Source organism: Pseudoalteromonas piscicida (genome assembly GCF_002208135.1).
GTDB lineage: Bacteria > Pseudomonadota > Gammaproteobacteria > Enterobacterales > Alteromonadaceae > Pseudoalteromonas > Pseudoalteromonas piscicida_A.
Genome location: NZ_CP021646.1, coordinates 956,161 through 981,799 on the forward strand (window position 1 = coordinate 956,161; position 25,639 = coordinate 981,799).

The following is a 25,639-nucleotide window of genomic DNA, read 5'->3' on the forward strand; positions in this document are numbered from 1 at the left end:
GTGGAGATTAAAAGAATGGCTCAAGGAATTAAATGATACCTTGAGCTATTCTTTGCAACAGTACGATTTTTCTTAGTGCGCCAAACTTGCCATATTTAGCGCTAAGCGCACCGAACATAAATACGAAACCCAATCCCTGAGGTGAACTAATCGCGCCAGTGAATACCTTTTTGGCTTTAACTTGGGTAAGTTGATTAAGATGTTTAGCGTTAATGAGCTTTTTCTTCTCAACGACGACTTCTTGGTGCAACTTGTCAGTGATGAACTCAGCGAGCTTCGTCATTACTAGCCTCCTGTTTCGCGACTGGTGTATAAAAACCAGACGTCAAGTCGTTAATGCTATTATTGAAGAGCCTGAGTCCTGTGATGATTAGGTAATAAATCATCGCAATATTGATAGTCAGTACTATGCCTGCCGAAATGAACCAGCTTAGCCCCGCGTAGGTTAATGCATAAGCAAATAACACATGCAAGCTTCCCCACACCATCGCCGTTAAGATCAAAGAAAATAGAATTAATCCGAGCGCAATACATAAGGTTTTTAGATTAGCTCTAAACTTGGCACCTAATAGGTTTAGTTGTGCTTCTGCGATCTGCTGATAACTGTTAAATAATAGAGACACTGAATCTTTGAGCTCAGCGAGCGCTGGAGTGCGCTCGTGAGCTGCTGCTTGACGGTCTCTTACTTGAGCTTGGTCTTGCATGGTTACTTATTCCTTAACAGCATAGTTGCCAACATACCGAGTGAAAATGCGATACCAGCCGTTTTTACTGGGTTTTCTGTTGCATACTTTTTCACGCCTGAAGTATTCCACGCGCGTTCCCACTCCTTACGTTTGGCACCAATGGCTTCGCTTGAGTCATGACCTTTTTCCCGCAATGAGGTTTCAGTGCGAGACGCTGAAGCGTGTAGTGAATCTACTGACGCATGCAATGTATCAGCAATTTGATCCGTAACAGGATGACTAGAGTCATGGCCATTTGACTGTGGTTTAGTGGTATTACTTGTCTGTGTTTGATTTGCTTGGTTACTCATAAACTACTCCTTATTCGTTTAGTTCACTGTATTAGTTGCAAACCCTTTGCCAACTTAAAAATCCATTAATATCAATATCTTAAAAACATCCTTTATTATGGGTCGGTAGATGCGATACGAAGGGTGTAAATGTTACATAGCAGAACCTACAGGGTATGGCATTTGTAAAATTGACTGGCGCCATCCCGATATCTGAATACCAAACTCACCTCTAGTTTGTTTTTTGTCGGAAGTGGAAATAGGAAGGAAACTTATATTGTTAATTCTAAAAAGCAATACACGAGAAGCAAAAAAAGGCGCTACCAAGTGGTAGCGCCAAAACCAGACTCTTCGTGGAAGAGCCAGGACTGAGTCAAAGGGGAAATAATTGGGAGGCTACTATAGAGCCAAAATCACTGCTTAAAACTGATATTCGATAGAGACAGCAGCAACGTCCATATCTGGGTCAATATTGTCTTCAAGTTCATAGCGTGTATATTCTAAACGCATGTTAATGCTTTCATTAAGGTGGAACTCAACGCCGGCGCCGTATAGCCAGTCGCCACCTTCAAGATTAGATGAAACACGACCTACAGCTGGAATATCAGCGTAGATATCTGCATCCCATTCAAGCCAACCACCTTTTGCATAAACTGAGAAATGCTCATTTAGTGGGGCTGATATACGCGTAGATAAAGAAATACCGTCGATTTCAGCAGAGTTGTCAATGTCACTCGCTTCGTCGAAGTTTTCATAGGCAAGTTCAAAGCTCCAATATGGGTTGATTTTTGTACCCACATAAGCCTTCAACATAGAAGAATCATCGTCGAACGATGTGTCGTTCTCACGATCTTCCCACTGGAAAGAGTATTGGCCGTAACCGATACCCGTGTAAATTTTATAATCATCTAGTCCAAAATTAGACTCCGCGTGAGCAGCGGTAGATGCAAGGCCAAGAGAGGCTAGTAGCGCAGCGGCAATAGTTAATTGTTTCATCTTTACTCCTTAAATCAATATAAGTATGGGAGGGGGAGTCCCCCTCGAGTCAAAATCGCTTATGATTTTGTAGTAATGCGAAGGTTATCTTTGACATCTTTAACGTCGTTAGCGTTTTTCGCGATTTGAACAGCAAGATCACGCTCTGCCTCGCTACCAACGTGGCCGTTTAGTGTTACGACTAAACCTTCCACATCAACATCGATATCAGTACCGTCTACATCTGTATCAAATAGGTAGCGTGACTTAATTACGGTTGCGATTTTTGCGTCAGTAAAGCCGCTATCGCTTTCGTAATTACGCTCTTTTTTACGTTCGTCTGACATATTGACAATAGTCAACTCGTTTTTAACGTCTCTTACGCCATCGATACCTAAAACAAGTTCTTCAGCCAACTTCTTATCTACCGAGTGCTCAACCTCACCGGTTAACACTACAACACCATTTTTTACGTCTGTGTTAATGTCGAAGTTGTTTAGCTCACCGTTGAAAAGTAGCGTTGCTTCTGCTTTACCGTCGATCCAAGCGTCACTTGCTTCTTTTTCCCAAGAGTTATCAGCAGCAAATGCTGAAGCAGTAGTAAGTGAAGATACAAGTACAGTTGCGATTAATGTCTTTTTCATGATTAAACTCCTTTAATTTCGTAGTCGAGTTATCTATTGCAGCTGTTGTGCCAGAATTTAACTAATTGAAAATTAATGGCTTTTTGTTTTCTCTGTAAATTCTAAGGAAGAATTTACAGAGAAAGTGTGTACATTACTTTGTAATAATTACCTTTTTTATGAACGACTAATTAATATTATTAGGAATGATTACTGCATTCTCATGTTGTCGATTACTTATATAGGAATGTGTGATTATGAATTTAGACAAATTTTGGACGTTAATTAATGACAAGTTAATCTCTTGGCTTGAATCTGGTGTGCAATTACTACCTAATATGATCCTAGCCTTAATGATACTCATCTTTTTTACGGTGTTGGCTAAAATATCATCAGTTTGGTTTTCTAAAGCGATTAAAAAAGCAATAAAGACAGAACAAGTTGCTTCTCTTATTAGTTCTATATTCAAAGTCTCTATTATTGCCATTGGGATTTTCTTTGCTTTAGATATAGTCAAGCTATCGGGAGCCGTGATGTCACTGTTAGCTGGAGCGGGGATCATAGGGCTTGCCATTGGCTTTGCATTCCAAGATATGACAGAGAACCTCATTGCTGGATTTGTGATGGGAGTCAGAAAACCCTTTATGGTCGGTGACATCATAAGAACTAAGGATTGCTTTGGCACGGTAAGCAAAATCAATTTGAGGAATACCTTAGTAGAAAATTTTTACGGCCAGCTGTCTTACATTCCCAACAAGATTCTCTTTAAGAATGAGTTACAAAACTACACTAAGCTTGGTAAGCGAAGAATAGAAGTACCAGTTGGCATCTCATACGCAGATGACCCAGAGGAAGCCCGAGAGGTGATTGTTGATGCAATTAATAAGCTTGATTTCGTAGTAAACCAGAAGGAAACGGACGTTTATGCAGAGTCTTTTGGTGACAGCTCTATTAATCTATTAGTGTGGTTTTGGATAGACTATCCTGCTGATCCTGGCTTTATGCTGGTCAGGCACAAAGCAATTTGCACCATTAACCGTGTGTTAGCTGATAACGATATCTTGATTCCTTTCCCAATTAGGACTTTGGACTTCAATGCCAAAGGGAGCAAGACCTTAAGTGCGCAATTATCACAGGAATAATTTACACCTAGTTTGTAATATTTTCACCGCTCTGTAAGTGTTTAGATTAAAAATCCTTATAAAATAGTGGTTTATAATCTGGCATTTAATCTGCATCAGTGAAAGGGACAGAAAACAATATTTGCAAAACGCATATATTAAATATCGCAACGAAAGGAGTTATTTATGGCAGATTCAAATTACGACATGGAGCCGGTAAAAGAGCTCATTAAAGTATTAAATGGTGGTGTTGATTTTTACACCGAGGCTAAAAAGAAGCTAGATAATATCGAACTAAACCGCGTATTTGACCAAATGATTGTAGATAAAGCGCAAGCAATCTCAGATCTACAACCATTTGTTCTTATCGACGAAGGTGAAATCGAGACCGATTCAGCGCTTAGCATCGATATTCGTGAATCGTACACCAAGTTGGTTGGAATGGTGAGCACTGACAAAGAGCACACCTATATTTCTCAGCTAGAGGAAGTGGAAGACAAAGTGTTAAGCAAGCTTGATAAAGCACTAAGTAAAGATCTTCCACCTAAATGCAAGAGTGTATTACTGCAAATTCAAACCAGGATGCAAGCTTGTCACGATCAAATGAAGCAGTTGCAAGAGCTAACTGCCTAAGGAGAATATTATGTTGAGTTGGGCTGTAATGTTTTTATTCCTAGCACTTGTCGCAGCCGTGTTAGGTTTCACTGGAATCGCGGGCGCTGCGGCAGGTATGGCGAAAATTCTATTCTTTGTGTTTATCGCCTTTATGATTATTTCGTTTATTTTTGGCAAAGCACGAGCTCCCAGGTAAAAGGGATTTAACGTACAAAAACGGTTTAGGAGATAGATTATGAAATCAGCAATCACATTAGCAAAAGCATTTGGTTTTGTTTCAATTTTAGCACTTTTCGGTTGTAGTGAAGGCCCAGCAGAAAATGCGGGTGAGCGTTTCGATGAAACGGTTCAGGAAGTTGAAAACAGCGTAGAAGACGCCTGTGAAGACGTAAAAGAGAACATGAACGCTGAAAACGAAGAGTGCTAAGCGAAAGCAATTTCGACGTGGAATAAAAGAGGGGAAGCAAAAAAGCTTCTCCTCTTTTTTGTAATAGGGTTAAAAATCAATACTCTAAAAAATAATGGGCAAAGAAAAGAAATATGATGCACATCAAGACCACGTTGCTTAATTTGCAATTAAGATTGTAATCTATGAACTTTGAGTAATACTTTGTTTCTATGTTTACTCAATAGAAATCAGACTATGCTAAATAGGGTTTCAGTTAAAAGCAGATTGTTGTCGCTTTCAGGCATACCTGCTGTGTTTTTTATTCTTGCAACCATCTTCACAATCGGAACTTTATCAAACCTTATCAACTACATTGACCGTATTTATGACGACAGAGTTGTACCGCTTAGACAAATAAAAGTGGTGTCAGATAACTATGCGGTAGTTATTGTGGATACTTTCCACAAGCTACGAGGCCATCAATTATCCAACAGTGCCGCGTTAAAGCAAATCGAAGAAGCTAAGAATATCGCGGAAAAAGAATGGAATCGATATTTATCCACTGACCTTACGAGCGAAGAGCGAAGCTTAGTAAAGCAAGTTGAAAAAGCAGAGCTCAGCGTCAAGCAATTACTTACCAACTACACGAGTCTTGTAAACGCAAATACCTTTGAAGAAATTCCTTACGATAAATTTGTACATGATCTCTATGCGGCTTTCGATCCGCTTAGCGAAAGTTACAATGCGTTAATTGAGTTACAACTTACTGAGGCGAGCGCGCTTCGGAACGTCGGCCATTCTGAGGCTAGTGCGACAAAAACGGCGATGATTATCTCTTCTGTTGTTATTGTGATCGTCATGCTGTTCATTGGCATGTTGATATTTAGGTCTATTAATGAACCGCTTAGCCGCTTGCGTATGCGTATTGGCAATATTGCAAGAGATGCAGATTTAACACAACGAGTGGTAGTTGAGGGACAAGATGAGTTAAGCCAGATAGGGAATGACTTCAATACCATGGTGTCGAGCTTGCATGAGCTAGTTACCAATCTTGTCACAATCGTGAATAGCCTTTCTACTACGTCTAATGAGCTGAATGGTATTAGTCAGTCGATTGCGGGCACTTCACAAGAGCAAGAGCAGCAAACAGTGATGATTGCAACCGCGGCAACAGAAATGAGCAGTGCGATACAAGAAGTCGCGCACAACGCGATGAATACCGCAAACAAAGCCGAGATGTCAGGTAAGCTTGCGAAACAAGGAATGGATGTTATTTCGCAAAATATTCAAGCCATTGAGCGCCTTGCTAGTGAAGTAGGTGATAACGCGCAGTTAATTAAAGCGTTAAATGACCAATCGAATGAGATCAACCAAGTCGTGTTAATGATCCAAGGAGTGGCTGAACAAACAAATCTTCTGGCATTAAACGCTGCAATAGAAGCGGCAAGAGCGGGGGAATCAGGCCGAGGGTTTGCGGTTGTAGCCGACGAAGTCAGGCAATTGGCACATAATACGCAAAAAGCCACGGAATCTATCCGAGATATGATCAGTAAGCTACAGGGCATGGCACAAAATGCGGTATCGTCGATGGAGAATGTGCAGTCGAGTGCAGCGGCAGGAGTAGATAGGGCCAACGAGTCAGCTCAAATAATGACCGATATTGATAAGGCGGTAGATGAAATCGTTGGTATGAACATTCAGGTTTCAACGGCAACGGAAGAGCAAACAACGGTGGTTGCGGAAATCAGTGAAAATATTAACGATTTCAGCAGTAGTATTTCTGAAATTACTCGAAATGCACAGAGTAATGCCGATGTGAGTAATGACTTAGAAGCGCTGGCTGAGCAACTAAATAGCCAAGTGCTAGTGTTTAAAGTTTAGTAATATCAAAATTAAAGAAATAAAAAAACCTCGTCATTACGAGGTTTTTTTATTTCTGGAGTTGTTGTTACACCAACGGATATTACACAACACCACGAGGTAAGCGGCAGTCATGATCTTTTGCTGCTAGTTCAGCAATCCACTGCTCTTCCGCTTTAAAGCCTTCTTCGTTTTCTGTAACGATAGTAAAGCTTGCCGATTTTACTGCTGCAGCCTTAGGCGCTTTCTTAGTCGTTTTCGCTTTTTTGGCAGGCGCCTGCGTTTTCTCACTTGCTACAGCTGACCCTGAAGTTAGCTCTTCTGTTAATTCAGCTACCTCAGCAAGACGCATGTTTTTGCCACCATCGATGCTATACCAACCTGGCTTTGCAGTGATCTCAGGCTTTTTGCCATGTGCAGCTTCGTACGCAGCTTCGAAAGCGCTTAGTACTTCAGTTTTATCTAGTTTACTCATCGTAGATCCTAGTCGTGTTGTACGCGGATACGCGGGTTAAGATTAAACTCTATTTATACCCATATTTGCGCAAATTTTCAATTTTTTACGTTTTTCAGTGCCAATTTATCGAACTTTAGCCTGATTTTGGTGTCTTTTTCGACGCTTAAAGTGCCTCAGGATCAATAACACGACGGATCGTGATCCACATACTACCAAGTTGCTCATGCCAAATCCGGGTTACAACTTCTAAGGCCTTATGGTTCGCGATAAACTGCCGGCTCAGCGGATATTGCTTGAAGTTATAAAACTCCGTCGGGGCAGAGAACACTTCTATGCCTTGTGCTTCAAAGAGGTTTTTTGCGCGTTTCATATGCGAAGCCGAAGTGACTAGCGCAACGTCATAATCGACTAACAAAGGTGCTAGCATTTTAGCCTCGTCCGCGGTGTCTTTGGCATTGGGATTTTGCTTAATACGTGTAGCTGAAATACCTAAGCTCAGTGCTGTTTTTGCCATGAGTCCCGCACTCGTTGCTTGGCCGTAGCCGTAACCTGAGACATATAGCTGGGATCTTGGGTAAATACTAGCAAGTCTTACGCCTTCAACTAATCTAGCTAAACCGCAGCTGCCAAGCTGGGCATTGCTGGGGAGGGATTTATCTGGGTATAAATCACAGCCAAGTACTACAATTTTGTCTATGTTTTTGTGCTGGTTTGGATTAAATGCGGTGAGAGTGCCTGTGTCCCACTCGATAACGTGTTGCGCAACGTAAGGAGTCGATAATCCCCATGTGCTCAGTAAGACAAACCAGCCTGTGATATAAGGCCCTTTACGCATTTTGGCGAGAAAAAGCATAAGCCCCATAAGCACCACTAAAGATAACGGTAACGGCATCAGAAGTTGGCCGATAACCTTTTTGACTTCAAACATTTAAACATGCCTTAGATATAGATAAGCCTAACGCAATGCTAGCATGAGAAGGGAATTGTAGAAATGTGTGTAATACTAATTTGCTTCATTCAGTGAGCTATTTTGAGGCGAGAAAATCCTGTCGATAACCCCGTGACCGCATCCTGCTATCGCGAAGGTACCTACATCCATGTAGGCAAGGCAAAAATTTTGCTATTTGGTTGTTCTAAATAAGAAATTTTTAACGCAGTTAGGGCTCAAAAAAGAGCCCTGTGAATTATCTAGCAGTGGTTTTACGGCAAGTATTGAGGAAATGACGATAGACAGGGTTGTCTTTCATATTTTTCTTCATTGCTAAATACATTGGACGATTTAGCCCAAGCGCGCCTAGAGGAATAGATTTAATGAGCCCTTGGCTTTCATAAGGTGTGACCAACCAGTCCGGTAATGCTGCAACACCCATACCCGCGCTGACTAGTTGGAAGATTAATAAACCTTGATCGACAGTTTTCAGCGTTCCATCAAAACGTGCATTTTGAATAAAGTGCTTAAATATGTCCTGACGTTCACGAGGAATGGGGTAAGAGATGATCGTTTCATCTTTTAGGTCGAGAGCTGTGACGTAGGCCTTCTTGGCCAGTTCGTGATCTGGTGCAACGATTAACTTTAGTTTAAAGTCAAAAAGATGCGCGTATTCCAACTGCTCTGGCTCACGAATGTCCGAGGTAAGCACTAAGTCTAGCTCATCTTCAATAAGGTCAGGGATCGCATCGTAGCTAAAACCTCGTTCGTAATCGACTTTAATGTCAGGCCAAAAGGTATTGAATTCTTTAATTGTTGGTAGCAACCAGTGAAAACAAGCATGACATTCAACGCTTAATCTGAGTTGTGAGATAGGCTGGTTAAGGCTTTCCTTCAAACGACATTTTGTTGCTTCTACTTTAGGTAGCACGTCGTTGGCGAGTTCTAACAGCAACATCCCTTGAGGGGTAAAACGTACTGGTTGCGTTTTGCGCTCAAAGAGTTGGCAGTCGAGTTTGCTTTCAAGATCTTTGATCTGATGAGATAAAGCAGATTGAGTCAGGAATAGCTCTCGCGCTGTATTCACAAGAGAACCAGTTTCTTTCAAGGTGGAGATAGTCTTTAGGTGCTTTATATCAATCATTATCAACAGTTCTCATATTTTAAGTGAGCAAATCTCAGCTTTACTCAATATTACGATTCTATTTAGTTATTATCAATGTCTAGACGTCTAAATACCTATAGCGAATTGTTCAAAAATTCACTAATCCACTATAACACTAAAAATGACAGCGTTGTCACTACTTCTGTAAAAATTTTGCAAAAAATTACAATTTAATTTTATTCATGTGGGATCTGAGAAAGCATCAATTGTTGTTTGTGAACATCAGAATTATATTTTGGACATCCATACATCTAGACGGAATTAAATCATGTCATTGACACACAACTTGGGTTTTCCACGCGTAGGCAAAAAACGTGAACTTAAATTTGCAGTAGAACGCTATTGGTCAGGCGACTTAACACAAGACGAGTTAATCGCGGAAGGAAAGCGTATTCGCGCAGAGAATTGGGCATTGCAAGCTGACGCTGGTGTTGACCTTATCCCAGTCGGCGATTTTGCTTGGTATGACCACGTATTGAATATTTCATTACTTGTCGGCGCTATTCCTAGTCGTCACAAAGATAAAGCGTCGGTAAATCTCGATACTTTGTTTAGGGTTGGCAGGGGGCGAGCCCCTAGCGGATGTGCTTGTGCTGCAAGTGAAATGACGAAATGGTTCAATACTAATTACCATTACATTGTCCCAGAGTTAACGCAAACACAGGAGTTTGCTCTGACTTGGACGGAGTTATTTACTCAAGTAGAGGAAGCGCTATCACTTGGCTACCAAGCAAAAGCCGTATTGGTCGGCCCCGTAACCTATCTCTACTTAGCTAAATGCGTTGGTCAAGAGTTTGATAAATTAGTTTTATTAGATAAGTTATTGATCGTATATCAGCAGGTACTTGCAAAGCTTGCAGAGCAAGGCGTTGAATGGGTACAAGTTGATGAACCTATTTTAGCATTGGAAATCGATGATGCTTATCGCAATGCGCTACGTAGGAGTTTTGATGCGTTAAGCGGCCAAGGAGTAAAGGTATTGTTGGCCAGTTATTTTGACTCAGTGCAAGCGCATTTTGAAGATATCCAGTCTTACCCGGTGGAGGGAGTGCATTTTGACTGCGTAACGGCAAACTACGACTTTGCTACGTTAGAGGAGGTGGTTGGGCAAGAAAGCGTATTGTCCCTTGGGATTGTTAATGGCCGTAACATTTGGCGCTCGGATCTCGAAGATGTGTATCAGCTACTTGTTGAGGTTCATGAGCGCCGCGGCAATAAACTGTGGCTTGCTCCTTCATGCTCATTGTTACATACGCCAGTCGATTTAGATCAAGAGCAAAAGCTTGATAGTGAGTTAAAGTCTTGGCTCGCATTTGCCAAGCAAAAAGGGCAAGAGTTGGCATTATTGAAAGGTGCATTGGAGCAGCGTGATGTTACCCAGTTGGTCGAGTATTCCAAGCCTGTAAAAGCGCGTTTGACCTCTACTCGGGTGAATAACAGTAAGGTACAACAGCGTGTTTCTGCGCTCACAGCAAAAGACGGTCAACGCAATAGCGAATTTGCAACCAGAATCAAAAAACAAACACAGTCGCTAAATCTACCTTTATTGCCAACCACAACGATTGGCTCCTTCCCACAGACCCAAGCGATTCGTAAGGCGCGGCGTGATTATAAAGCGGGTACTTTGAGTGTTGATGCTTATCAAAACCAGATGGAAGCAGAGATCCGTTATGCCGTTGAAGCACAAGAGGCGCTTAACTTAGATGTGCTTGTACATGGTGAAGCAGAGCGCAATGACATGGTCGAGTATTTTGGTGAGTTACTTGAAGGCTTTGCCTTTACTCAGTTTGGTTGGGTGCAAAGTTATGGCTCGCGCTGTGTAAAACCCCCCGTGATCTGGGGTGATGTCTCGCGTGCAGCGCCAATGACAGTTAATTGGACATGCTATGCGCAAAGCTTAACCAAAAAACCGATGAAGGGTATGCTTACAGGGCCTGTGACTATTTTATTTTGGTCGTTTGTCAGAGATGACTTAGACAAGCCGAGCATCGCGAATCAAATAGCTTTAGCACTGAGAGATGAAGTGGTGGATTTGCAAAATGCAGGGATTAAGGTGATCCAAATCGATGAACCAGCATTTAGAGAAGGGATGCCACTCAAAACCAGTCAGTGGCAAACTTACTTAGAGTGGGCTGCATATGCGTTTAGGGTGTCTGCAAGCGGCGTTAAGGATGAAACACAAGTCCATACTCATATGTGCTATTCGGAGTTTAACGATATTATCGCTGCCATTGCAGATATGGATGCGGACGTGATCACGATTGAAACGTCACGTTCAAATATGGTGTTACTCGACGCCTTTGAAGACTTTGATTACCCCAATGATATAGGGCCTGGTGTTTATGACATTCACACGCCAAACGTACCTGAGGTGGCATGGATAAAAGATCTAATTCACAAAGCCGCGAAGAAAATCCCTGTAGAAAGATTATGGGTGAACCCTGATTGTGGACTAAAAACCCGGGATTGGCCGGAAACTCAAGCTGCACTTGAGAATATGGTGATAGCAACTAAGGAGCTAAGAAGCGAATTTGCGGGAGGTTAATTCAAACCAGTCCAAATACCTCATTGTTTTTATGCAATGAGGTATTTGCTAGGGCCTGTTGACCTTTACTGTTTGATTTTTGTTCTTCTGAGTGTGTTTTGATCGCGACGCTCGACTTGCCGCCTAGTAATCTAGGCAAAAGTTGAGCAACAATGAACAAAGCGCACTCAGGTGAACCCAAAGGGCAGCGCTTGATTGGCATTTCTTCTGTGTTGCCCCACAAGGATGTGGGGTAAGGTGACTTTGCAGGAGCACAAAGTCTTTATCGCCAGACTCACATAGAACAACTATGCTACGCAGGCTCTGCCTTGTATAAATACCAATCAAACTGCTGCAAAAATAAACTTGAAAGATAAACAGGCCCTAGTTTCTACTCAGTAAAAATGCCATCGCTTGATCTGCGGCTAATGGCTGAGAAACAATATAACCTTGACCAAATTGGCAGCCTTTTTGCTTTAATAGCTGCCACTGTGTTTCGAGCTCGATACCTTCAGCGACAACTGTCAGATTAAGTGATTGTGCAAGCTTCAAAATAGCATCTACTAAGGGGTTTTCTCTTTCAGTTAGTTGGTCAATAAAGCTCTTATCAATTTTAAGCAGATGGATCGGTAGCTGATGTAAATAGCCTAAAGCAGAGTAACCCGTGCCAAAATCATCTAGGTAGAGTTTTACTCCTAGGGATTCTAATCCTTGAATAATTTTGGTTGCGAGGGCTAAGTTTGCTATCAATCCAGATTCTGTGATTTCCAAACATAAAGATCCAGGGGGAAGTTCATAACGATGATAAAGCTGCTGGATCGTATCTACGAATTCTAAACTTGCGAAATGTCGAGATGAAACATTTACCGTAACACGAGTCGTTGGCAGCTTTTGATCTTTCCAACGTTTGAGTTGTTTGGCTGCTAATTCCAATAAATGTAAGTCAAGCTCGATGATCTGTCCGGTTTGCTCTGCAATCGGAATAAACGCATCTGGAGAAACGAGACCATTTTTGGGGTGAAACCAACGGACGAGGGCTTCAAAGCTAACAATAGCGCCAGTCGTTAGAGAAAATATCGGCTGATAATACAGTGCAAATTCGTTATTTTTGATACCATGCTGCAGATCATTTTCAATATCGGCTTGCTGTTTTAAGCGTTTACGCATGGCATTGTTAAAATAGCAGATCTGACCCCGACCCAAAGATTTAGCTTCGTACATGGCGGCATCCGCTTGCTGCAGTAAATTAATTGCGCTATCGGACTCGTTATCAGTAAACGCAACGCCAATACTGCCAGAAGCTTGCAAAACATGACCATCTATATGAAGCGGTTTGGTTATGGCGGTAGTGATCCTATCAAGTAGCAGTGTGACTTGTTGCTTGTCTTGGACATTTTCCATAAAAATCGCAAACTCATCCCCTCCGAGCCGCGCAAAGGTGTCGGTTTTGCGAATACAGCCATTTATCATCTCGACAATAGCAATTAAGAAATGGTCGCCAACATCGTGACCAAGTGAGTCATTAATGCTCTTAAATCTGTCTAAATCGAGATAGATCAGGCAGTGCAAATTAGAGGACACGATTCGTGCTAGCCTCAAAATGGCATGTTTGATCCGCTCTAATAATAAATAGCGGTTGGCAAGACCCGTTAAATCGTCGTGTAAGGCTCGATGCTCTAGCGCTTGTCGTGAAAGCTGCCGGTCTATGGCCATGCTGACTTGACGACTTATATAAGTCAAAATAGATAAATCATGATTCACGAAAGCTTGGTCGTTATTGTAGCTCTGCAGCACAATCACGCCCTGATATTGATCATTAACCAAAAAGGGTACACCTAACCAAGAACGTGGTGAGCGACCTACCATCTTAAAATCACCTTGAGCAACGTGCTTTCTAAATTGATCGTTATCACACAGCAGTGGTCGTTGATTTTTCAGAATATAGTAGGATGCAGTATGCTTAATCTGATCTTTTGATACCTTTTGGTGGGCGTTACATTTTTCGCCTCCCTCAATCAAATAATCGATCTCTAAAATATCCTGTTGAGTATCGTACAGTCCGATAAAGAAGTTCTCGGCGCAAAGCTGAGAGGCAATGATTTTATATAAGTCATCATAAAAAGCTTCAAGGTTCTCAAAACGGTAAGTGATGTTCGCAATTTTAAGGAGAGACTTTTCTAAATTCTGCGCTTGGTTCAGCTGGGCAATAGTAGTTTGTAGGTTTTCTAAGGTTCGTAGTTGATGGATTTTGGCACTGAGTAAATGTGCGACCGTCGATAATATTTGTAAATGCGCGGAGGAAAAATAATCAGCTTCTGGATGCTCACAGTCAATAACACCGATTAAGTGACCGTCATACTCAAGTGGTACACAGAGTTCTGACATGGCTGGTCGCAAGTCCGCAATATACATGGGATGAGAGGCAACGTTTCCAGAAATAAACGGCTCTCTAGTTGTGGCGACTTGCCCGGTAATACCCAAGCCAATCTTTATCTTGGTTTGTTCAACACGATAATCACCATTAGCATGGGAAACCCCCATACTTGCAGCAACCTCTAGGTATTCTTGGTAAGGATCGGCGAGATATATTACACAATCAACAAATCCCAGTCGATTGACGACCTGTGTCGTAACGTATTCGAATAATTCGTCAAGTTTGGTTAGATGCAGCAGCGACGAAGAAAACTGGTTGATGATGCTAAGCTGCTCAGTTTTTGATTCTAATTTTTGGTTCTCAGACAGCATACATATTTCTCATGAAAAGATGCTACTAAGTTAACTTAAATTGTACATATTTACCAATATTGTGGAAAATGGACACATGCTAAAAGTAAACATACAAAGTGAAATAATCTGCGTTTGGCCTGAAAAACTTTACTAACACCTATGTGCAGCCTATGATCGGGCAAATTCAGCAGTGGAAGAGAGCAATGACGAGCAAACAAACGCTAACGATTACACGACCAGATGATTGGCATGTGCACCTACGTGATGGTGAGGTATTGGTCGATACGGTAAGAGATATCAGTCGCTACATGGGACGCGCGATTATCATGCCAAACCTAGTACCACCAGCGACTTGCACAGAGACCGCTCTGGCTTATCGTGACCGTATTATGGCCGCTAATCCTCAAGGTAACTTTCAGCCTTTAATGGTGTTGTACCTTACGGATAACACTACTCCTGAAGAAATCAAAAAAGCGAAAGCAACCGGTCATATCGTTGCTGCTAAGTTGTATCCAGCTGGTGCGACGACAAACTCCGCGTCGGGTGTAACGGATATTGAAAATGTATATCCAGCACTGGAGGCGATGCAGGAAGTTGGCATGTTGCTACTGGTGCATGGTGAAGTGACGGACTCTTCTATTGATATCTTTGATAGAGAAAAAGTCTTCCTTGAGACGAAACTATCCAAAGTCGTTGATAACTTCCCAACGTTAAAAATTGTACTTGAACATATCACAACAAAAGACGCTGTTGACTTTGTTAATCAAGCGCCTGACAACGTTGCTGCAACTATCACAGCTCATCATTTGCTTTATAACCGTAATCATATGTTGGCAGGTGGCATTCGCCCTCACTATTATTGCTTACCCATCTTAAAGCGTAATACGCATCAACAAGCGTTAATTGAAGCGGCGACCAGCGGAAGTAAAAAATTCTTCTTAGGTACAGACTCTGCCCCTCATGCGAAAGATAAAAAAGAAGCCGCATGTGGCTGTGCCGGTGCATACACTGCACATGCCGCAATTGAGCTATATGCGGAAGCATTTGAAGACGCTGATGCGCTTGATAAATTAGAAGGCTTTGCTAGTCACTTTGGTCCGGACTTTTATGACCTACCGCGCAATACGGATACCATTACGTTGACCAAGTCTCCTTGGCAAGTACCTGATTCATACAAATTAGGTGACGGAACGGTTGTTCCGATTAAAGCGGGGTCGACAATTGATTGGAAAGTTGAATGAGATTTAAACAAAATGTAATTAAATCTTCTTAATTCCAACTAAAAAGCGCCATTATGGCGCTTTTTCCGTAACAAATTTAAAATTCATAGAATACAATTTGTTTTTTATTAATTTTAATATAGTATTCAATATAAATATTAAAACTAAGCTTAATTGAGAGAGTATCAATGCGTGAGATCAAGTCTTTTATTAAAAATGCAAGCTACGGTGATTTAGAAAAAGCGTTAGAGCTTATCCAAAAAGCACTGGGTGAGCAAAAGGAACAACAGCAAGCTAAAGAAGAAGTATTGGCTATGCTGAAAGAAAAAGGACTTACGCTTGATGATTTAGTTGGCAATGCCGCTGCTGACCGCCGTTCTAAAGTAAAAGCAAAATACCGTATCGAAAAAGACGGTGAGGTAATTGAATGGACTGGTCGTGGTAAAACACCTAAAGTATTTCAAGATGTTAACCTTGATGATTATCTAATCTAACAATACTTTATTACAAAGGCAGTTCAGTATTGAATAGCCTTTGTTTAAATAGCCTAAATAAAAGGCGTATCTTATGGATACGCCTTTTTTGACTTAATTATTTATATCCTGAGGTGCTTATTTACGTTTTAAGACCTTATCAACAAGAAGCGGTACAAAATACACTGGCGCACTTTCGCAAATCTAGTGACTCAGCCGTCATCGTTTTGCCTACTGGGGCCGGAAAGAGCTTGGTCATTGCAGAGCTTGCAAGGCTTGCGAAGCACAAAATATTAGTGTTGACTCATGTTAAAGAACTTGTAGAGCAAAATGCAAAAAAATATAAAAGCTATGGATTACAAGCAAGTATCTTCTCTGCGGGTTTAAAAGAAAAGTCGTTGCAGCATCAAGTGACTTTTGCCAGTGTGCAGTCATTGTCTCGAAATTTGTCACAACTTAATCAATTTTATTCATTAGTTATCATTGACGAATGTCACCGAGTGAGTGGTGAAGATAATAGTCAGTATCAGCAAATTTTAAATCAATTGGCCCAATTTAATCCTGAACTAAAGTTACTGGGTTTAACAGCAACACCTTACCGCCTGGGTATGGGGTGGATATATCATAAGCATTATCATGGTTTTGTTAGAGGGAAAGCAGAGTCACCATTTAAGCAGTGTATTTATGAATTACCACTTAGATATATGATAAAAAATTCGTATCTTACACCGCCTAATAAAATTGATCCGGCCGTTGAGAACTATGATTTTTCTAGTTTAAGTACAGATTCATTTGGGCGTTATTCAGAATCTGACATGAATACATTATTACAAGCTCAAACTCGTGCAACAAAGAGCATTATCACTCACTTATTGGAGCTCAGTGAAAATAGGGTAGGCGTAATGATTTTTGCCGCGACGGTTATGCATGCAAAAGAAATTCTCGGCTATTTACCTGAGCAAAATAGTGCGCTGATAACGGGTGAAACCAAATCTGCCGTGAGAGATGCACTTATCGTCCAATTCAAAAATAGGGAAATTAAGTATTTAGTTAATGTTTCTGTGCTGACCACCGGGTTTGACGCCCCCCATGTCGATGTCATCGCTATCTTGAGACCCACGGAGTCCGTTAGTCTTTATCAGCAGATAGTAGGCAGAGGACTTAGGCTAGACGAAAACAAAGAAGATTGCTTTGTCATTGACTATGCGGGCAACGACTTTGACTTATTTGCTCCTGAAGTGGGGAGCAAAAAGCCAAACTCAGACAGCGAGCCAATACAGGTGCTTTGTCCTGGTTGTGGTTTTGCCAATATTTTCTGGGGCAAGGTAGACGAGCAAGGCAAGCTTATTGAGCATTTTGGCAGGCGTTGTCAGGGATTGCTTGAAGATGATGATGGTCACTCACAGCAATGTGACTATCGTTTTAAGTTTAAAGAATGTGAGCAGTGTGGAGCAGAAAATGATATTGCTGCAAGGCAATGCCATCAGTGCGGTGGGATAATGGCAGACCCAGATGATAAACTCCGCGCGGCACTGAATTTAAAACATGCAATGGTACTGCGTTGCAGCGGGCTATGTAGCGAGGTAGTCAGTGGCAATAAATTAAAAGTCACTTACTTTGATGAGGATGGTGCAAGTTGCAGTGAAGTCTATGACTTTTCTAATCAAAAGAGTTTATTTATATTCCATCAGCAATTTGCAAAGCGGCGCAAGTCTACATCGGTACCTGCGAAATGGCAGTCTGCTGAAGACGTGGTAGATGCTGACTTGATTGCACCAGATTTTGTGATTGCTAAATTGCATAAGAAGTTTGGTTGGCAGGTTTCTGAAAAGCTGTTTGATTACCAAGGAAGCTACAGAAAGGCTGACAAAAGTTAGCCTTTCTGTGGCGGTTTATTCTTCCGAGGCCATTAAGCCCCAGCCATCACCATATCCTTCATAACCATTGGCTATGCTTTCTAGGTATTGCTCAGTCTGACTCAGTAGCTCGTGCATCGGGACCATAGTCACCGTGGTGATCACTTCCCAAACGCCTGTGTCAGGACATTGTTGTAACTGGGTTTTCGGTGCTAATTCGTCTTTCTCAATCGCGCCAATGAAGCGCTTAGCGTCATCAGCTTGCTCAAAAAGAATATAAAAATCGATATTCTGCATTTGCGTCAGATCAACGCCAGCAGCGGCAATTTCAGCTAGAAGCTCACCGTTATCATCATTTGGGAATTGCATAATTTCACTCTGCAGGTTCAATTGCTGCTATTGTCCGTCATCTGCAAGAAAATAAAAAGGATGAATGTAAATAAATGTGCGATAAAACCCACTGCGTTACAACAAAATACACCCTATGTTCAGCTTAAGCTCAGTAAAATTACACTTTCTCTGAAAAGTCGTTTTACAGTATCCATTTTCACAAGCACAATGGCGTTATCGATGCCCATAAGTCGCGATATTTAGGTCGTTTTATTTTAATGAAGCCGTACTTCTCTTGTTTAACACTAGCGCTTTTTTTATGCTGCTTTTCCTCGTTTAACGCAGGTGCTGAGTCTCGTCCTGCATCAGTAAAAATCTCCAGCATTGAAGTCAAAGTCGAAAACGGCGACGTAGAAGACAACATCACTGGTTTTTTAAAATCTTATAAGGGTAAGCCAAAAGTTCCTCGGGTGATGAAAGAGGTGCGTGCGGACATACGTCGCGCTCTGCATGCTTTAGGTTATTATCATTTTGATATTCAACTCAGTGTAGAAGGGCAAAACGTCATAGCCGAAGTCAAACTTGAAGCACCACTGAAATGGAAAGATATTAATATTGAGCTTGTGGGTGCAGGTAGGGACAATGCGGATTTAGTTTCGCTTATCAAAGATGTACCGATCCAAGTTGGCAAGCAAGTCAATCATAGTGATTATCAGGCAACGAAAAGTCGCTTTGAAAGCGAGCTACTAGAACTTGGATATTTTGATTATCAATGGCAAGAGTCCAAATTGCTTGTTCACAAAGCGAATCGCTATGCTGGCGTGCGGCTGCTGCTCAACACTGGTAAACGATATCAATTTGGCGACCTTGCTATTGAGGGAAACACCAAAGCGGCTAACTATATACGTTCGCTAAGCCCATTTTCGAAAGGGCAGCCGTTTGAAGCGAGCCTCTTGTCTGACTTTAATCTGTCTTTAAATGCCACCCCTTATTTTAGTGCGATAAAGGTTTATCCGCTGTTAAAGGACCGGACGAGCGATCAGATCCCAGTTCGAGTGAGTGTTGAAGACAAACCCGCAAATAGCTTTGAAGTGGGTGCTGGCTACAGTGATGATGTGGGTGCAAAAACCCGTTTTAAGTGGACTAAACCCTGGATCACCGAGGATGGCCATTCCTTTGAGTCCAATCTGAGGCTATCGCAAAAGCAACAAGATATCACTGCCAGTTATACCATTCCAGTAGACAATCCTAACGACGATTTGTGGCGTGTGTTAGGCGGCTATAAAGTGCAGGATGAAGTAACGGAAGGGATCAACAGTCGGATTTGGAACGTACAGGTACAGCGACAATGGCTAACGGATGACGAGTGGGTGAGAACGGCGTTTTTGAAACGTGAACATGAAACCACAGAACAGTTAGGCGAAAAACAACGCACGGAAATGTTGATCCCAGGCATTAGCTACTTAAAGAAAGAAAGTAAAGGTGGCGCGCTACCTTACTGGGGGAATGAGCGCCTGATCTCCATTGAAGCCGCAGCAGATTCGGTACTATCGTCTGCAAATATGTTGAAAGTGAGATGGAACAATGAATGGCTAAGAAGCTTTGAAACCAAGCACTTGTTTTTTGGTCGCTTAGACTTAGGGGCGATCGTGACAAAGGATATTGACCAAATTCCGTTTACCCATCGTTTCCTTGCAGGGGGAGATCAAAGTATCCGTGGTTTTGCCTATGAATCTATCGGTCCTCGCGATGACGAAGGGCGCATACTTGGTGGCAGATATTTAGCCACTGGCACAGTGGAATATAACTATCAATTCCATCCAAGTTGGCGAGCCGCTTTGTTTGTTGATGCGGGTACTGCAACGAACGATTTCTCGGACGCTTGGGAAGTTGGGGCTGGGTTTGGTTTTCGTTATTTAACCCCCGTTGGCCCAATCCGGCTCGACCATGCTTGGGGGTTGACCAAAGAAAGTAAAAGCACCCGTCTCAGTATTGTTATAGGACCTGAAATCTAATGCAGTTCAGAAGCTTAAGAATCAAAATCATTACTGCCATTATTAGCCTATTTTTACTTTTGGTTTGTTTATGTTTTACCTTGCCTGGGCAACAGTTGCTGGTTTGGGTAGCGAATAAAACGGTTTCAGGGTTAGCAATCGATAGCTTAGACAAGCGCTTATTATCTGGCGCGAATCTAACGCTACGCTATCACGATGAGGATATGGATATTCGCCTTAGAGACACCAAAGTCACTGTTGAGTGGTTGACCTGTGCGAGTGTTTGCATTGCGCTAGACGCAAAAACGATAGCGATTGTACAAAAGCAGAAAAGTGTCAGCGAAGAGGAAACTACGGAAAGTGGCCAAGTTGAATTACCACTGCCAATTGCATTAAAACGTGCGCAAGTTCAGCAGTTTTCGTTGGAAACGCCGGATATTGCAGTGCAATTGCAAGGCTTAGACACGCAGCTTTCAGGTTCTGGTTCACACTTTAGAGTCCCTTTTTTGCTGTTAGACAGCGTAAAGTTGACCACAAAGGCAACTGAAAAACCAATGCCTGCAAAATCGCCAGCACCACTTGATGCATTAGCGCCACTCCAATTACCTAAGATAGATTTGCCGCTAACTGCTGTGCTCGGCGAGTTAAAGATTAACACGCTTGCTGTAGATGAGCAGACGCTTGAAAATATTAAGCTCTCCCATGTTGAATTGGATGACAATGTCAACGTGGAGCAGGTTCAGTTTAACTATCATGAGTGGTTTGTATCGGCAGCGGCAAACGTCACGCTTAATGACTGGACTATTGATCTGAGGTCAACCTTGAGTGCGCCACAGGGGTTAGCCAGTTTAACGCTGACGGGTCGCCCTCACGATCTTAAGCTTACTTTGAATAGTGAGGGAATGGCGTTTGCAAAACTGCAAGCCCATGCGGATTTGACAGCGACAAACTGGCCTTTTGAGTTACAGGGTCAAATAGATAAATTAGTTATTCCTTCAGAGCCCACGACTTTAAAAGGCGCCACACTCGGCTTGAGCGGGGATGCCTCAAAATACCACTTGTCAGGCTCAATCGCTGTTAATACAGTGCAATTTGGTGATGTCACCGCGACACTTGAAGGGCAAGGTGGACTACAAGCGTTTACACTTGCTAAAGCAAAGCTTCAGCTTGAAAAAGCGCAAGCGCAAATAGCAGGACAAGTGAACTGGTCGCAAGGGGTGAAGGGCAAAGTTAACGGGGACTTTTCTCAGCTACCAATCGATAGACTGCTAGGACTAGTTCAATACGATGCAGGCCTGACAGAGAACGATATGTTGGCAGGGCGGTTCGCGCTTGATTTTGTGAGTAAGGGCGAGAAGTGGCAGGTTAATGTTGAGCACTTTAAGCTCGATGGCAAAGTGGCGGGTACACCACTTACTGCGGACGTTAAGGTCGTTGTGGATGAGAGCCTGCTAGGTGAGTTTAGCCATGCACGCTTTAATTATGGCAAAAATAACATGACGGTAAGCGGTGAGCTTGGTCAGCATTTAGACCTCGATATTGACTTTCAGTTTGAGCAGGCGGCAAATACGCTTATTCCAGCTGACTTAAAGGGCAGTGGTGAAATTTTTATTCAGGGTGACCACCTCAAGCCGAGTATTCAGACCGATATTAAGTTTGATTCTGTGCGCTACCAGAATATAGCACTACATGGCTTAACGACGAAAGGCACGGTTGATATTGCCAATGAAGTGACTGGGCAAATGAAACTGGCACTAGAGCGTTTAATTGTTGACTCTGAAATGGTTGAAGACATTCGTTTAGCTGTGAAAGGCAACCAGCAGCAACATAACGCGACATTGGATATTCGTGATAAGCGAGTGGTCGCAAGTTTTGAAGTCAATGGCAAGATGCAACAGTCAACTTGGCAGGGAGAGCTTTCGTCTGGTGAGGTAACCTCTCAAGGGCAAACGATTGCATTGCAAAATCCTGCTGCAATCGTGATCAGTGATGTCAGTCAACGCATTGCAAAACAGTGTTGGCAGATGGATGATACCGATTTGTGTTTCGCTGCCGAGCAAAAAGGCAGACAAGGACAGGCCGATGTTAAACTGGAGAAGTTGGCACTTGCTAAACTACAAACCTGGTTGCCAGCGGAGCTCAAAGTAACAGGTGAAACTCAGGCCGTGGCCAAACTTGCGTGGCAAAATGGCCGAGTAATGCGAGCCGATGGCGAGCTGAACATTATCGATGCTGGCGTTACGACTCATGGGCAAACATTTTCAATTTCAGAATTCAACGCGTTACTAAAAACTAATAACGAGCAAATCCACGCTGATTGGCGCATGACATCCGATACCTTAGGTAAGTTCAGCGGTGATACGCGAGTGCCCCTAGATAAGCAATCGCCCCAGTTAGCTGGTAACGTAAAAATAGAGTCAATTGAACTGGCTAAATTGTCAGCGTTACTTAACCGAGTAACGGAACAAAGTTTTGATCTGCAAGGGGAGATGTTAGGGGATATTAATATTTCAGGTAGCCTCGCAGCCCCAGAAGTCAACGGTAAGCTAACCGCTCAACGCCTATTTATGTCCTCTGACTCTTTGCCTGTGGAAATCGATAAAGGTCACATAAATCTTGATTTTAATACCACTTCCGCTCAGCTAGAGGCTGAGTTAACGGCAGCAAAAGGTGGCAAAGTAGCACTAACAGGCGAAGCCTATTGGTCGCCAGAGCTCTCTGCTGAAGTCAAAATAAAGGGCGAAAATATTTATGTGCAACCAGACTCGCAAATTGAACTAACCGCTAGCCCGGACTTAACGCTCGCTTATAAAGATAAGATTGCGCGTGTTCTTGGAGAAATTGTGGTGCCGTTTGGTCGAGTAAACATTGAATCTCTGCCTGAGGGGGTCACCTCGCCGAGCGACGATGAAGTCATTGTTGATGCCAAAGTGCAAAAGCAGATGTCGGTGCCGATTCAGCATGAAATAGATTTAAAACTGACCGTTAAAGATAACTTTAGGGTGAAGGCGTTAGGACTAGATAGTTTTGTTACCGGCGCAATTGAAATTGATAAGCAAGTTGAGTCGCCAATGCTGGCAACGGGAGAGTTGCAATTGAGAGAGGGAAAATATCGCGCATTTGGCCAAGATTTGTTGATCCGTACCGGACAGATTGGCTTTAATGGCGCACTAGATAAACCTTATTTGAACATTCGAGCTATTCGTAATCCAGCGACAACTGCCAATGATGTGATAGCCGGTGTTGAGCTTACAGGCAATATTGCTAAGCCGCGTTTGACTGTGTTTTCAGAGCCTGCAATGGACCAAGCCAAGGCACTATCATACCTACTTAACGGCCAGCCTCTAGGGGAGTCTGAAACTTCTAACAATGCGCTACTCACGCAGTTTTTACTCTCACAGGGAATTGACCGCAGTGAAGGCTTCTTTAGCAAAGCGGGTGAATCGCTTGGACTTTCGGATGTTAACCTATCAGCTAAAGGTAGTGGTGATGATACACAAGTTGAGGTGTCAGGCTATATCACCCCCAATGTTCAGGTCAGTTATCGTGTTGGGGTATTTGAGTCTATTAATGAAATTGCACTGCGTTATCGTGTTTTTTCGAAGTTTTATGTTGAAGCCACGAGCGGTTTGTACAACAGTATAGACTTCTTATACAAGTTTGATTGGGATGACAAATGAAACTGCTCTGGCTCGCTCTAGGTTTTGTGATATTTCCTCTCAAAGCACAAGAAACAACGGAAATTAGAATCAGCGCAGGTGCTGATCCGTACATTATAGAGCTGCTTACTTTGAGTTTGTCATCCCAGATAGAGTCAGCGAGGCTCGTATCAGTGAGAAGTATTCCTTCTCAAGACAGAGCGGTGCGCCTACTTGGAGAAAAAGGGGGGCTGGATGTCAGTTGGTTAGTGACTAACTCACAGCGCGAAAAGGCCGCGAGCGCAATTCGCATTCCCCTAGTGAAAGGGATTTTGGGTTATCGCATTCCTTTAGTACACAAACATAATCAAGCCTTACTGAGTGGAGTACGCTACATTGGCGACTTGCGCCGAGTTACTTTTGGTTTACGCAGAGATTGGCCAGATCATCAGATTTTTGAGCGTAACGGCCTCAGTGTGACTTCTTTCTCACAGGAAGACAGTGGTTACGACATGTTGTTGAAAAAACGTTTTGATGTGTTGCCAAGCGATTTAGTGAGTATTGAAGCTGCCCTGAGTGACACGGACTTGGTCGCAGATCAGCACGTGGTGTTTTACTACCCTTCGGCGGTATACTTTTTTGTTTCTCACGACAATCAGTTGCTCCACAGCCAAATTGAGAAAGGCCTCAAAAGCGCATTACAAGATGGCCGATTTGAGGCGTTATTCTTAAAACACTTTTCCGCTCGTCTTGAAAAGCTAGATCTTAAAAACAAAACAGTCATAGAATTAGACAATCCAAACCTGCCACCCAGTGCGCCGTTGGAGGTGCCATTTTATTGGTATAAACAAGGAAAATAATAATGAAAAAAACCTTACTACTTATTGCGCTTGCCATAAGCACATCCCCTGTCTTAGCAAAACCTGATACAAAGTCACCATCGGAAGTCGTTGCTGAGGCCAAAAGCAGCGACTGGCAGCAGCTGAACCCTGAAAATATTCTTAAAATAGAACTACAAACAGGACCGGTCTATATCGCGCTTAACCCTGAACTTGCGCCTAATCATGTGGCAAATATTAAAGCGTTAGCGCGAGAGGGGTTTTACACAAACTTGAGTATGTATCGGTTTGTGGAAAACTTTGTGGCCCAAGGCGGCGATATGTCGGACAAGAAAATGCCGCAAAAAGGAAAAAAAGCGATTGCCGCCGAGTTTTTTCATAGCACAGAATCAACCTTGAAGATCACATCGCTAGATGCTGTGGATGGCTACGCGCCACGTACCGGGTTTTTAAATGGTTTTGCCGTAGGACAAAATGATGCTGGAACCAAAACCTGGATGACGCACTGCGTTGGTTCGTTTGCCATGGCCAGAACCAACGATATTAACAGTGGTGGTACCGAGTTTTACATCACGTTGACGCCGCAGCGATACCTAGACAAAAACACTACCGTGTTTGGACAGTTGTTATCGGGAATGGAGCATGTTCAGCACCTAGATCGTAAACCTGTTGCTGGACAAGCGTTCAATGTTATCAAAGGTGTTACGGTGCTTGCTGATGTAAAAGGTGCGCCTTCGTTTAAAAAGCTGAAGACAAATACGCCGATTTTTGAGTCGCTAATTGCTGCGCGTAAAAATAGATCGGGAGATTGGTTTGTTGATACACCAAATCACACCGATGTATGTTCAGTTCCCGTCCCTGTTGAAATGGAAGACGCGACAGGGGAATAAA

Annotated in this window: 23 protein-coding genes; 13 read left to right on the forward strand and 10 right to left on the reverse strand. The window is 42.6% G+C overall.

Going from position 1 to position 25,639, the window contains the following annotated elements; all coding sequences use genetic code 11:
- Nucleotides 1-28: 28 nt before the first annotated feature.
- From B1L02_RS04505 to B1L02_RS04525, 5 genes are all read right to left on the reverse strand, one after another.
- Nucleotides 29-283, reverse strand: a complete 255-nt coding sequence (locus B1L02_RS04505; RefSeq protein WP_088530091.1) for a hypothetical protein — start codon at nt 281-283, stop codon at nt 29-31.
- Nucleotides 267-704 (reverse strand): hypothetical protein, encoded by a 438-nt coding sequence (locus B1L02_RS04510; protein WP_088530092.1) that lies wholly within the window; start codon nt 702-704, stop codon nt 267-269. The genes B1L02_RS04505 and B1L02_RS04510 overlap by 17 nt, the downstream gene beginning before the upstream one ends.
- 2 nt (nt 705-706) lie before the next feature.
- Nucleotides 707-1,036, reverse strand: a complete 330-nt coding sequence (locus B1L02_RS04515) for a hypothetical protein (protein ID WP_088530093.1) — start codon at nt 1,034-1,036, stop codon at nt 707-709.
- A 399-nt stretch (nt 1,037-1,435) separates the two neighbouring features.
- Nucleotides 1,436-2,011: an outer membrane beta-barrel protein gene (locus tag B1L02_RS04520; protein WP_088530094.1), complete on the reverse strand. Its 576-nt coding sequence runs from the start codon at nt 2,009-2,011 to the stop codon at nt 1,436-1,438.
- Between the two features lie 59 nt (nt 2,012-2,070).
- On the reverse strand, nt 2,071-2,634 hold the full coding sequence (locus tag B1L02_RS04525; RefSeq protein WP_088530095.1) for a BON domain-containing protein: 564 nt from the start codon (nt 2,632-2,634) through the stop codon (nt 2,071-2,073).
- 236 nt (nt 2,635-2,870) lie between these two features.
- Between B1L02_RS04525 and B1L02_RS04530 the strand changes: the two genes are divergently transcribed.
- From B1L02_RS04530 to B1L02_RS04550, 5 genes are all read left to right on the forward strand, one after another.
- Nucleotides 2,871-3,755 carry a mechanosensitive ion channel family protein gene (locus B1L02_RS04530; protein WP_088530096.1) on the forward strand — a complete coding sequence of 295 codons (885 nt, stop codon included), beginning with the start codon at nt 2,871-2,873 and terminating at the stop codon, nt 3,753-3,755.
- Between the two features lie 165 nt (nt 3,756-3,920).
- Nucleotides 3,921-4,367 (forward strand): PA2169 family four-helix-bundle protein, encoded by a 447-nt coding sequence (locus B1L02_RS04535; protein ID WP_010378930.1) that lies wholly within the window; start codon nt 3,921-3,923, stop codon nt 4,365-4,367.
- Between the two features lie 10 nt (nt 4,368-4,377).
- Entirely contained in the window at nt 4,378-4,545 is a 168-nt protein-coding gene (locus B1L02_RS04540) for a DUF1328 domain-containing protein (RefSeq protein ID WP_010378934.1), read from the forward strand.
- Nucleotides 4,546-4,584: 39 nt separating this feature from the next.
- The gene (locus B1L02_RS04545; protein WP_088530097.1) at nt 4,585-4,776 is read left to right on the forward strand and encodes a hypothetical protein; all 192 of its coding nucleotides are present in this window, start codon (nt 4,585-4,587) and stop codon (nt 4,774-4,776) included.
- Nucleotides 4,777-4,992: 216 nt separating this feature from the next.
- Nucleotides 4,993-6,618, forward strand: coding sequence for a methyl-accepting chemotaxis protein (locus tag B1L02_RS04550; RefSeq protein ID WP_088530098.1), 1,626 nt, complete (start codon nt 4,993-4,995; stop codon nt 6,616-6,618).
- 82 nt (nt 6,619-6,700) lie between these two features.
- Here B1L02_RS04550 and B1L02_RS04555 read toward each other — a convergent pair whose 3' ends face one another.
- From B1L02_RS04555 to B1L02_RS04565, 3 genes are all read right to left on the reverse strand, one after another.
- Nucleotides 6,701-7,072 carry a hypothetical protein gene (locus B1L02_RS04555; RefSeq protein ID WP_010370869.1) on the reverse strand — a complete coding sequence of 124 codons (372 nt, stop codon included), beginning with the start codon at nt 7,070-7,072 and terminating at the stop codon, nt 6,701-6,703.
- Between the two features lie 145 nt (nt 7,073-7,217).
- A complete protein-coding gene (locus tag B1L02_RS04560) occupies nt 7,218-7,982 on the reverse strand; it encodes a YdcF family protein (protein ID WP_088530099.1) in 765 nt (254 codons plus the stop codon).
- Between the two features lie 256 nt (nt 7,983-8,238).
- A complete protein-coding gene (locus tag B1L02_RS04565) occupies nt 8,239-9,126 on the reverse strand; it encodes a LysR substrate-binding domain-containing protein (protein WP_088530100.1) in 888 nt (295 codons plus the stop codon).
- A gap of 289 nt (nt 9,127-9,415) precedes the next feature.
- Here B1L02_RS04565 and metE point away from each other — a divergent pair, with 289 nt between their 5' ends.
- Entirely contained in the window at nt 9,416-11,692 is a 2,277-nt protein-coding gene (metE, locus tag B1L02_RS04570) for a 5-methyltetrahydropteroyltriglutamate--homocysteine S-methyltransferase (protein WP_088530101.1), read from the forward strand.
- A 363-nt stretch (nt 11,693-12,055) separates the two neighbouring features.
- Here the strand turns inward: metE and B1L02_RS04580 are convergent, their stop codons facing one another.
- Nucleotides 12,056-14,416 carry an EAL domain-containing protein gene (locus tag B1L02_RS04580; protein ID WP_088530103.1) on the reverse strand — a complete coding sequence of 787 codons (2,361 nt, stop codon included), beginning with the start codon at nt 14,414-14,416 and terminating at the stop codon, nt 12,056-12,058.
- Nucleotides 14,417-14,601: 185 nt separating this feature from the next.
- On the opposite strand from B1L02_RS04580, the gene pyrC reads away from it, so the two are divergent.
- The 3 genes from pyrC to B1L02_RS04595 all read left to right on the forward strand — a co-directional run bounded on the left by pyrC (nt 14,602) and on the right by B1L02_RS04595 (nt 17,968).
- Nucleotides 14,602-15,639 carry a dihydroorotase gene (gene pyrC / locus B1L02_RS04585; RefSeq protein ID WP_088530104.1) on the forward strand — a complete coding sequence of 346 codons (1,038 nt, stop codon included), beginning with the start codon at nt 14,602-14,604 and terminating at the stop codon, nt 15,637-15,639.
- A 167-nt stretch (nt 15,640-15,806) separates the two neighbouring features.
- The gene (locus B1L02_RS04590; protein ID WP_088530105.1) at nt 15,807-16,112 is read left to right on the forward strand and encodes an H-NS family nucleoid-associated regulatory protein; all 306 of its coding nucleotides are present in this window, start codon (nt 15,807-15,809) and stop codon (nt 16,110-16,112) included.
- Nucleotides 16,113-16,225: 113 nt separating this feature from the next.
- Nucleotides 16,226-17,968, forward strand: coding sequence for a DEAD/DEAH box helicase (locus B1L02_RS04595; protein WP_088530106.1), 1,743 nt, complete (start codon nt 16,226-16,228; stop codon nt 17,966-17,968).
- Nucleotides 17,969-17,983: 15 nt separating this feature from the next.
- Here the strand turns inward: B1L02_RS04595 and B1L02_RS04600 are convergent, their stop codons facing one another.
- Entirely contained in the window at nt 17,984-18,316 is a 333-nt protein-coding gene (locus tag B1L02_RS04600; RefSeq protein WP_039496902.1) for a ribonuclease E inhibitor RraB, read from the reverse strand.
- Between the two features lie 239 nt (nt 18,317-18,555).
- Here B1L02_RS04600 and B1L02_RS04605 point away from each other — a divergent pair, with 239 nt between their 5' ends.
- From B1L02_RS04605 to B1L02_RS04620, 4 genes are read left to right on the forward strand one after another with little or no spacing between them, the layout of a single operon-like run.
- On the forward strand, nt 18,556-20,292 hold the full coding sequence (locus B1L02_RS04605) for an autotransporter assembly complex protein TamA (protein WP_088530107.1): 1,737 nt from the start codon (nt 18,556-18,558) through the stop codon (nt 20,290-20,292).
- A complete protein-coding gene (locus tag B1L02_RS04610) occupies nt 20,292-23,951 on the forward strand; it encodes a translocation/assembly module TamB domain-containing protein (RefSeq protein ID WP_088530108.1) in 3,660 nt (1,219 codons plus the stop codon). The genes B1L02_RS04605 and B1L02_RS04610 overlap by 1 nt, the downstream gene beginning before the upstream one ends.
- The gene (locus B1L02_RS04615; RefSeq protein ID WP_088530109.1) at nt 23,948-24,769 is read left to right on the forward strand and encodes a transporter substrate-binding domain-containing protein; all 822 of its coding nucleotides are present in this window, start codon (nt 23,948-23,950) and stop codon (nt 24,767-24,769) included. The genes B1L02_RS04610 and B1L02_RS04615 overlap by 4 nt, the downstream gene beginning before the upstream one ends.
- A 2-nt stretch (nt 24,770-24,771) precedes the next feature.
- On the forward strand, nt 24,772-25,638 hold the full coding sequence (locus tag B1L02_RS04620; protein WP_088530110.1) for a peptidylprolyl isomerase: 867 nt from the start codon (nt 24,772-24,774) through the stop codon (nt 25,636-25,638).
- The last annotated feature ends 1 nt before the right edge of the window (nt 25,639 follow it).

What these genes read in the sequence shown, in the direction of transcription:
- B1L02_RS04505 (WP_088530091.1), bottom strand. Translation starts at nt 283, where the DNA reads ATGACGAAGCTCGCTGAGTTCATCACTGACAAGTTGCACCAAGAAGTC.
- B1L02_RS04510 (WP_088530092.1), bottom strand. Translation starts at nt 704, where the DNA reads ATGCAAGACCAAGCTCAAGTAAGAGACCGTCAAGCAGCAGCTCACGAG.
- B1L02_RS04515 (WP_088530093.1), bottom strand. Translation starts at nt 1,036, where the DNA reads ATGAGTAACCAAGCAAATCAAACACAGACAAGTAATACCACTAAACCA.
- B1L02_RS04520 (WP_088530094.1), bottom strand. Translation starts at nt 2,011, where the DNA reads ATGAAACAATTAACTATTGCCGCTGCGCTACTAGCCTCTCTTGGCCTT.
- B1L02_RS04525 (WP_088530095.1), bottom strand. Translation starts at nt 2,634, where the DNA reads ATGAAAAAGACATTAATCGCAACTGTACTTGTATCTTCACTTACTACT.
- B1L02_RS04530 (WP_088530096.1), top strand. Translation starts at nt 2,871, where the DNA reads ATGAATTTAGACAAATTTTGGACGTTAATTAATGACAAGTTAATCTCT.
- B1L02_RS04535 (WP_010378930.1), top strand. Translation starts at nt 3,921, where the DNA reads ATGGCAGATTCAAATTACGACATGGAGCCGGTAAAAGAGCTCATTAAA.
- B1L02_RS04540 (WP_010378934.1), top strand. Translation starts at nt 4,378, where the DNA reads ATGTTGAGTTGGGCTGTAATGTTTTTATTCCTAGCACTTGTCGCAGCC.
- B1L02_RS04545 (WP_088530097.1), top strand. Translation starts at nt 4,585, where the DNA reads ATGAAATCAGCAATCACATTAGCAAAAGCATTTGGTTTTGTTTCAATT.
- B1L02_RS04550 (WP_088530098.1), top strand. Translation starts at nt 4,993, where the DNA reads ATGCTAAATAGGGTTTCAGTTAAAAGCAGATTGTTGTCGCTTTCAGGC.
- B1L02_RS04555 (WP_010370869.1), bottom strand. Translation starts at nt 7,072, where the DNA reads ATGAGTAAACTAGATAAAACTGAAGTACTAAGCGCTTTCGAAGCTGCG.
- B1L02_RS04560 (WP_088530099.1), bottom strand. Translation starts at nt 7,982, where the DNA reads ATGTTTGAAGTCAAAAAGGTTATCGGCCAACTTCTGATGCCGTTACCG.
- B1L02_RS04565 (WP_088530100.1), bottom strand. Translation starts at nt 9,126, where the DNA reads ATGATTGATATAAAGCACCTAAAGACTATCTCCACCTTGAAAGAAACT.
- metE (WP_088530101.1), top strand. Translation starts at nt 9,416, where the DNA reads ATGTCATTGACACACAACTTGGGTTTTCCACGCGTAGGCAAAAAACGT.
- B1L02_RS04580 (WP_088530103.1), bottom strand. Translation starts at nt 14,416, where the DNA reads ATGCTGTCTGAGAACCAAAAATTAGAATCAAAAACTGAGCAGCTTAGC.
- pyrC (WP_088530104.1), top strand. Translation starts at nt 14,602, where the DNA reads ATGACGAGCAAACAAACGCTAACGATTACACGACCAGATGATTGGCAT.
- B1L02_RS04590 (WP_088530105.1), top strand. Translation starts at nt 15,807, where the DNA reads ATGCGTGAGATCAAGTCTTTTATTAAAAATGCAAGCTACGGTGATTTA.
- B1L02_RS04600 (WP_039496902.1), bottom strand. Translation starts at nt 18,316, where the DNA reads ATGCAATTCCCAAATGATGATAACGGTGAGCTTCTAGCTGAAATTGCC.
- B1L02_RS04605 (WP_088530107.1), top strand. Translation starts at nt 18,556, where the DNA reads ATGAAGCCGTACTTCTCTTGTTTAACACTAGCGCTTTTTTTATGCTGC.
- B1L02_RS04610 (WP_088530108.1), top strand. Translation starts at nt 20,292, where the DNA reads ATGCAGTTCAGAAGCTTAAGAATCAAAATCATTACTGCCATTATTAGC.
- B1L02_RS04615 (WP_088530109.1), top strand. Translation starts at nt 23,948, where the DNA reads ATGAAACTGCTCTGGCTCGCTCTAGGTTTTGTGATATTTCCTCTCAAA.
- B1L02_RS04620 (WP_088530110.1), top strand. Translation starts at nt 24,772, where the DNA reads ATGAAAAAAACCTTACTACTTATTGCGCTTGCCATAAGCACATCCCCT.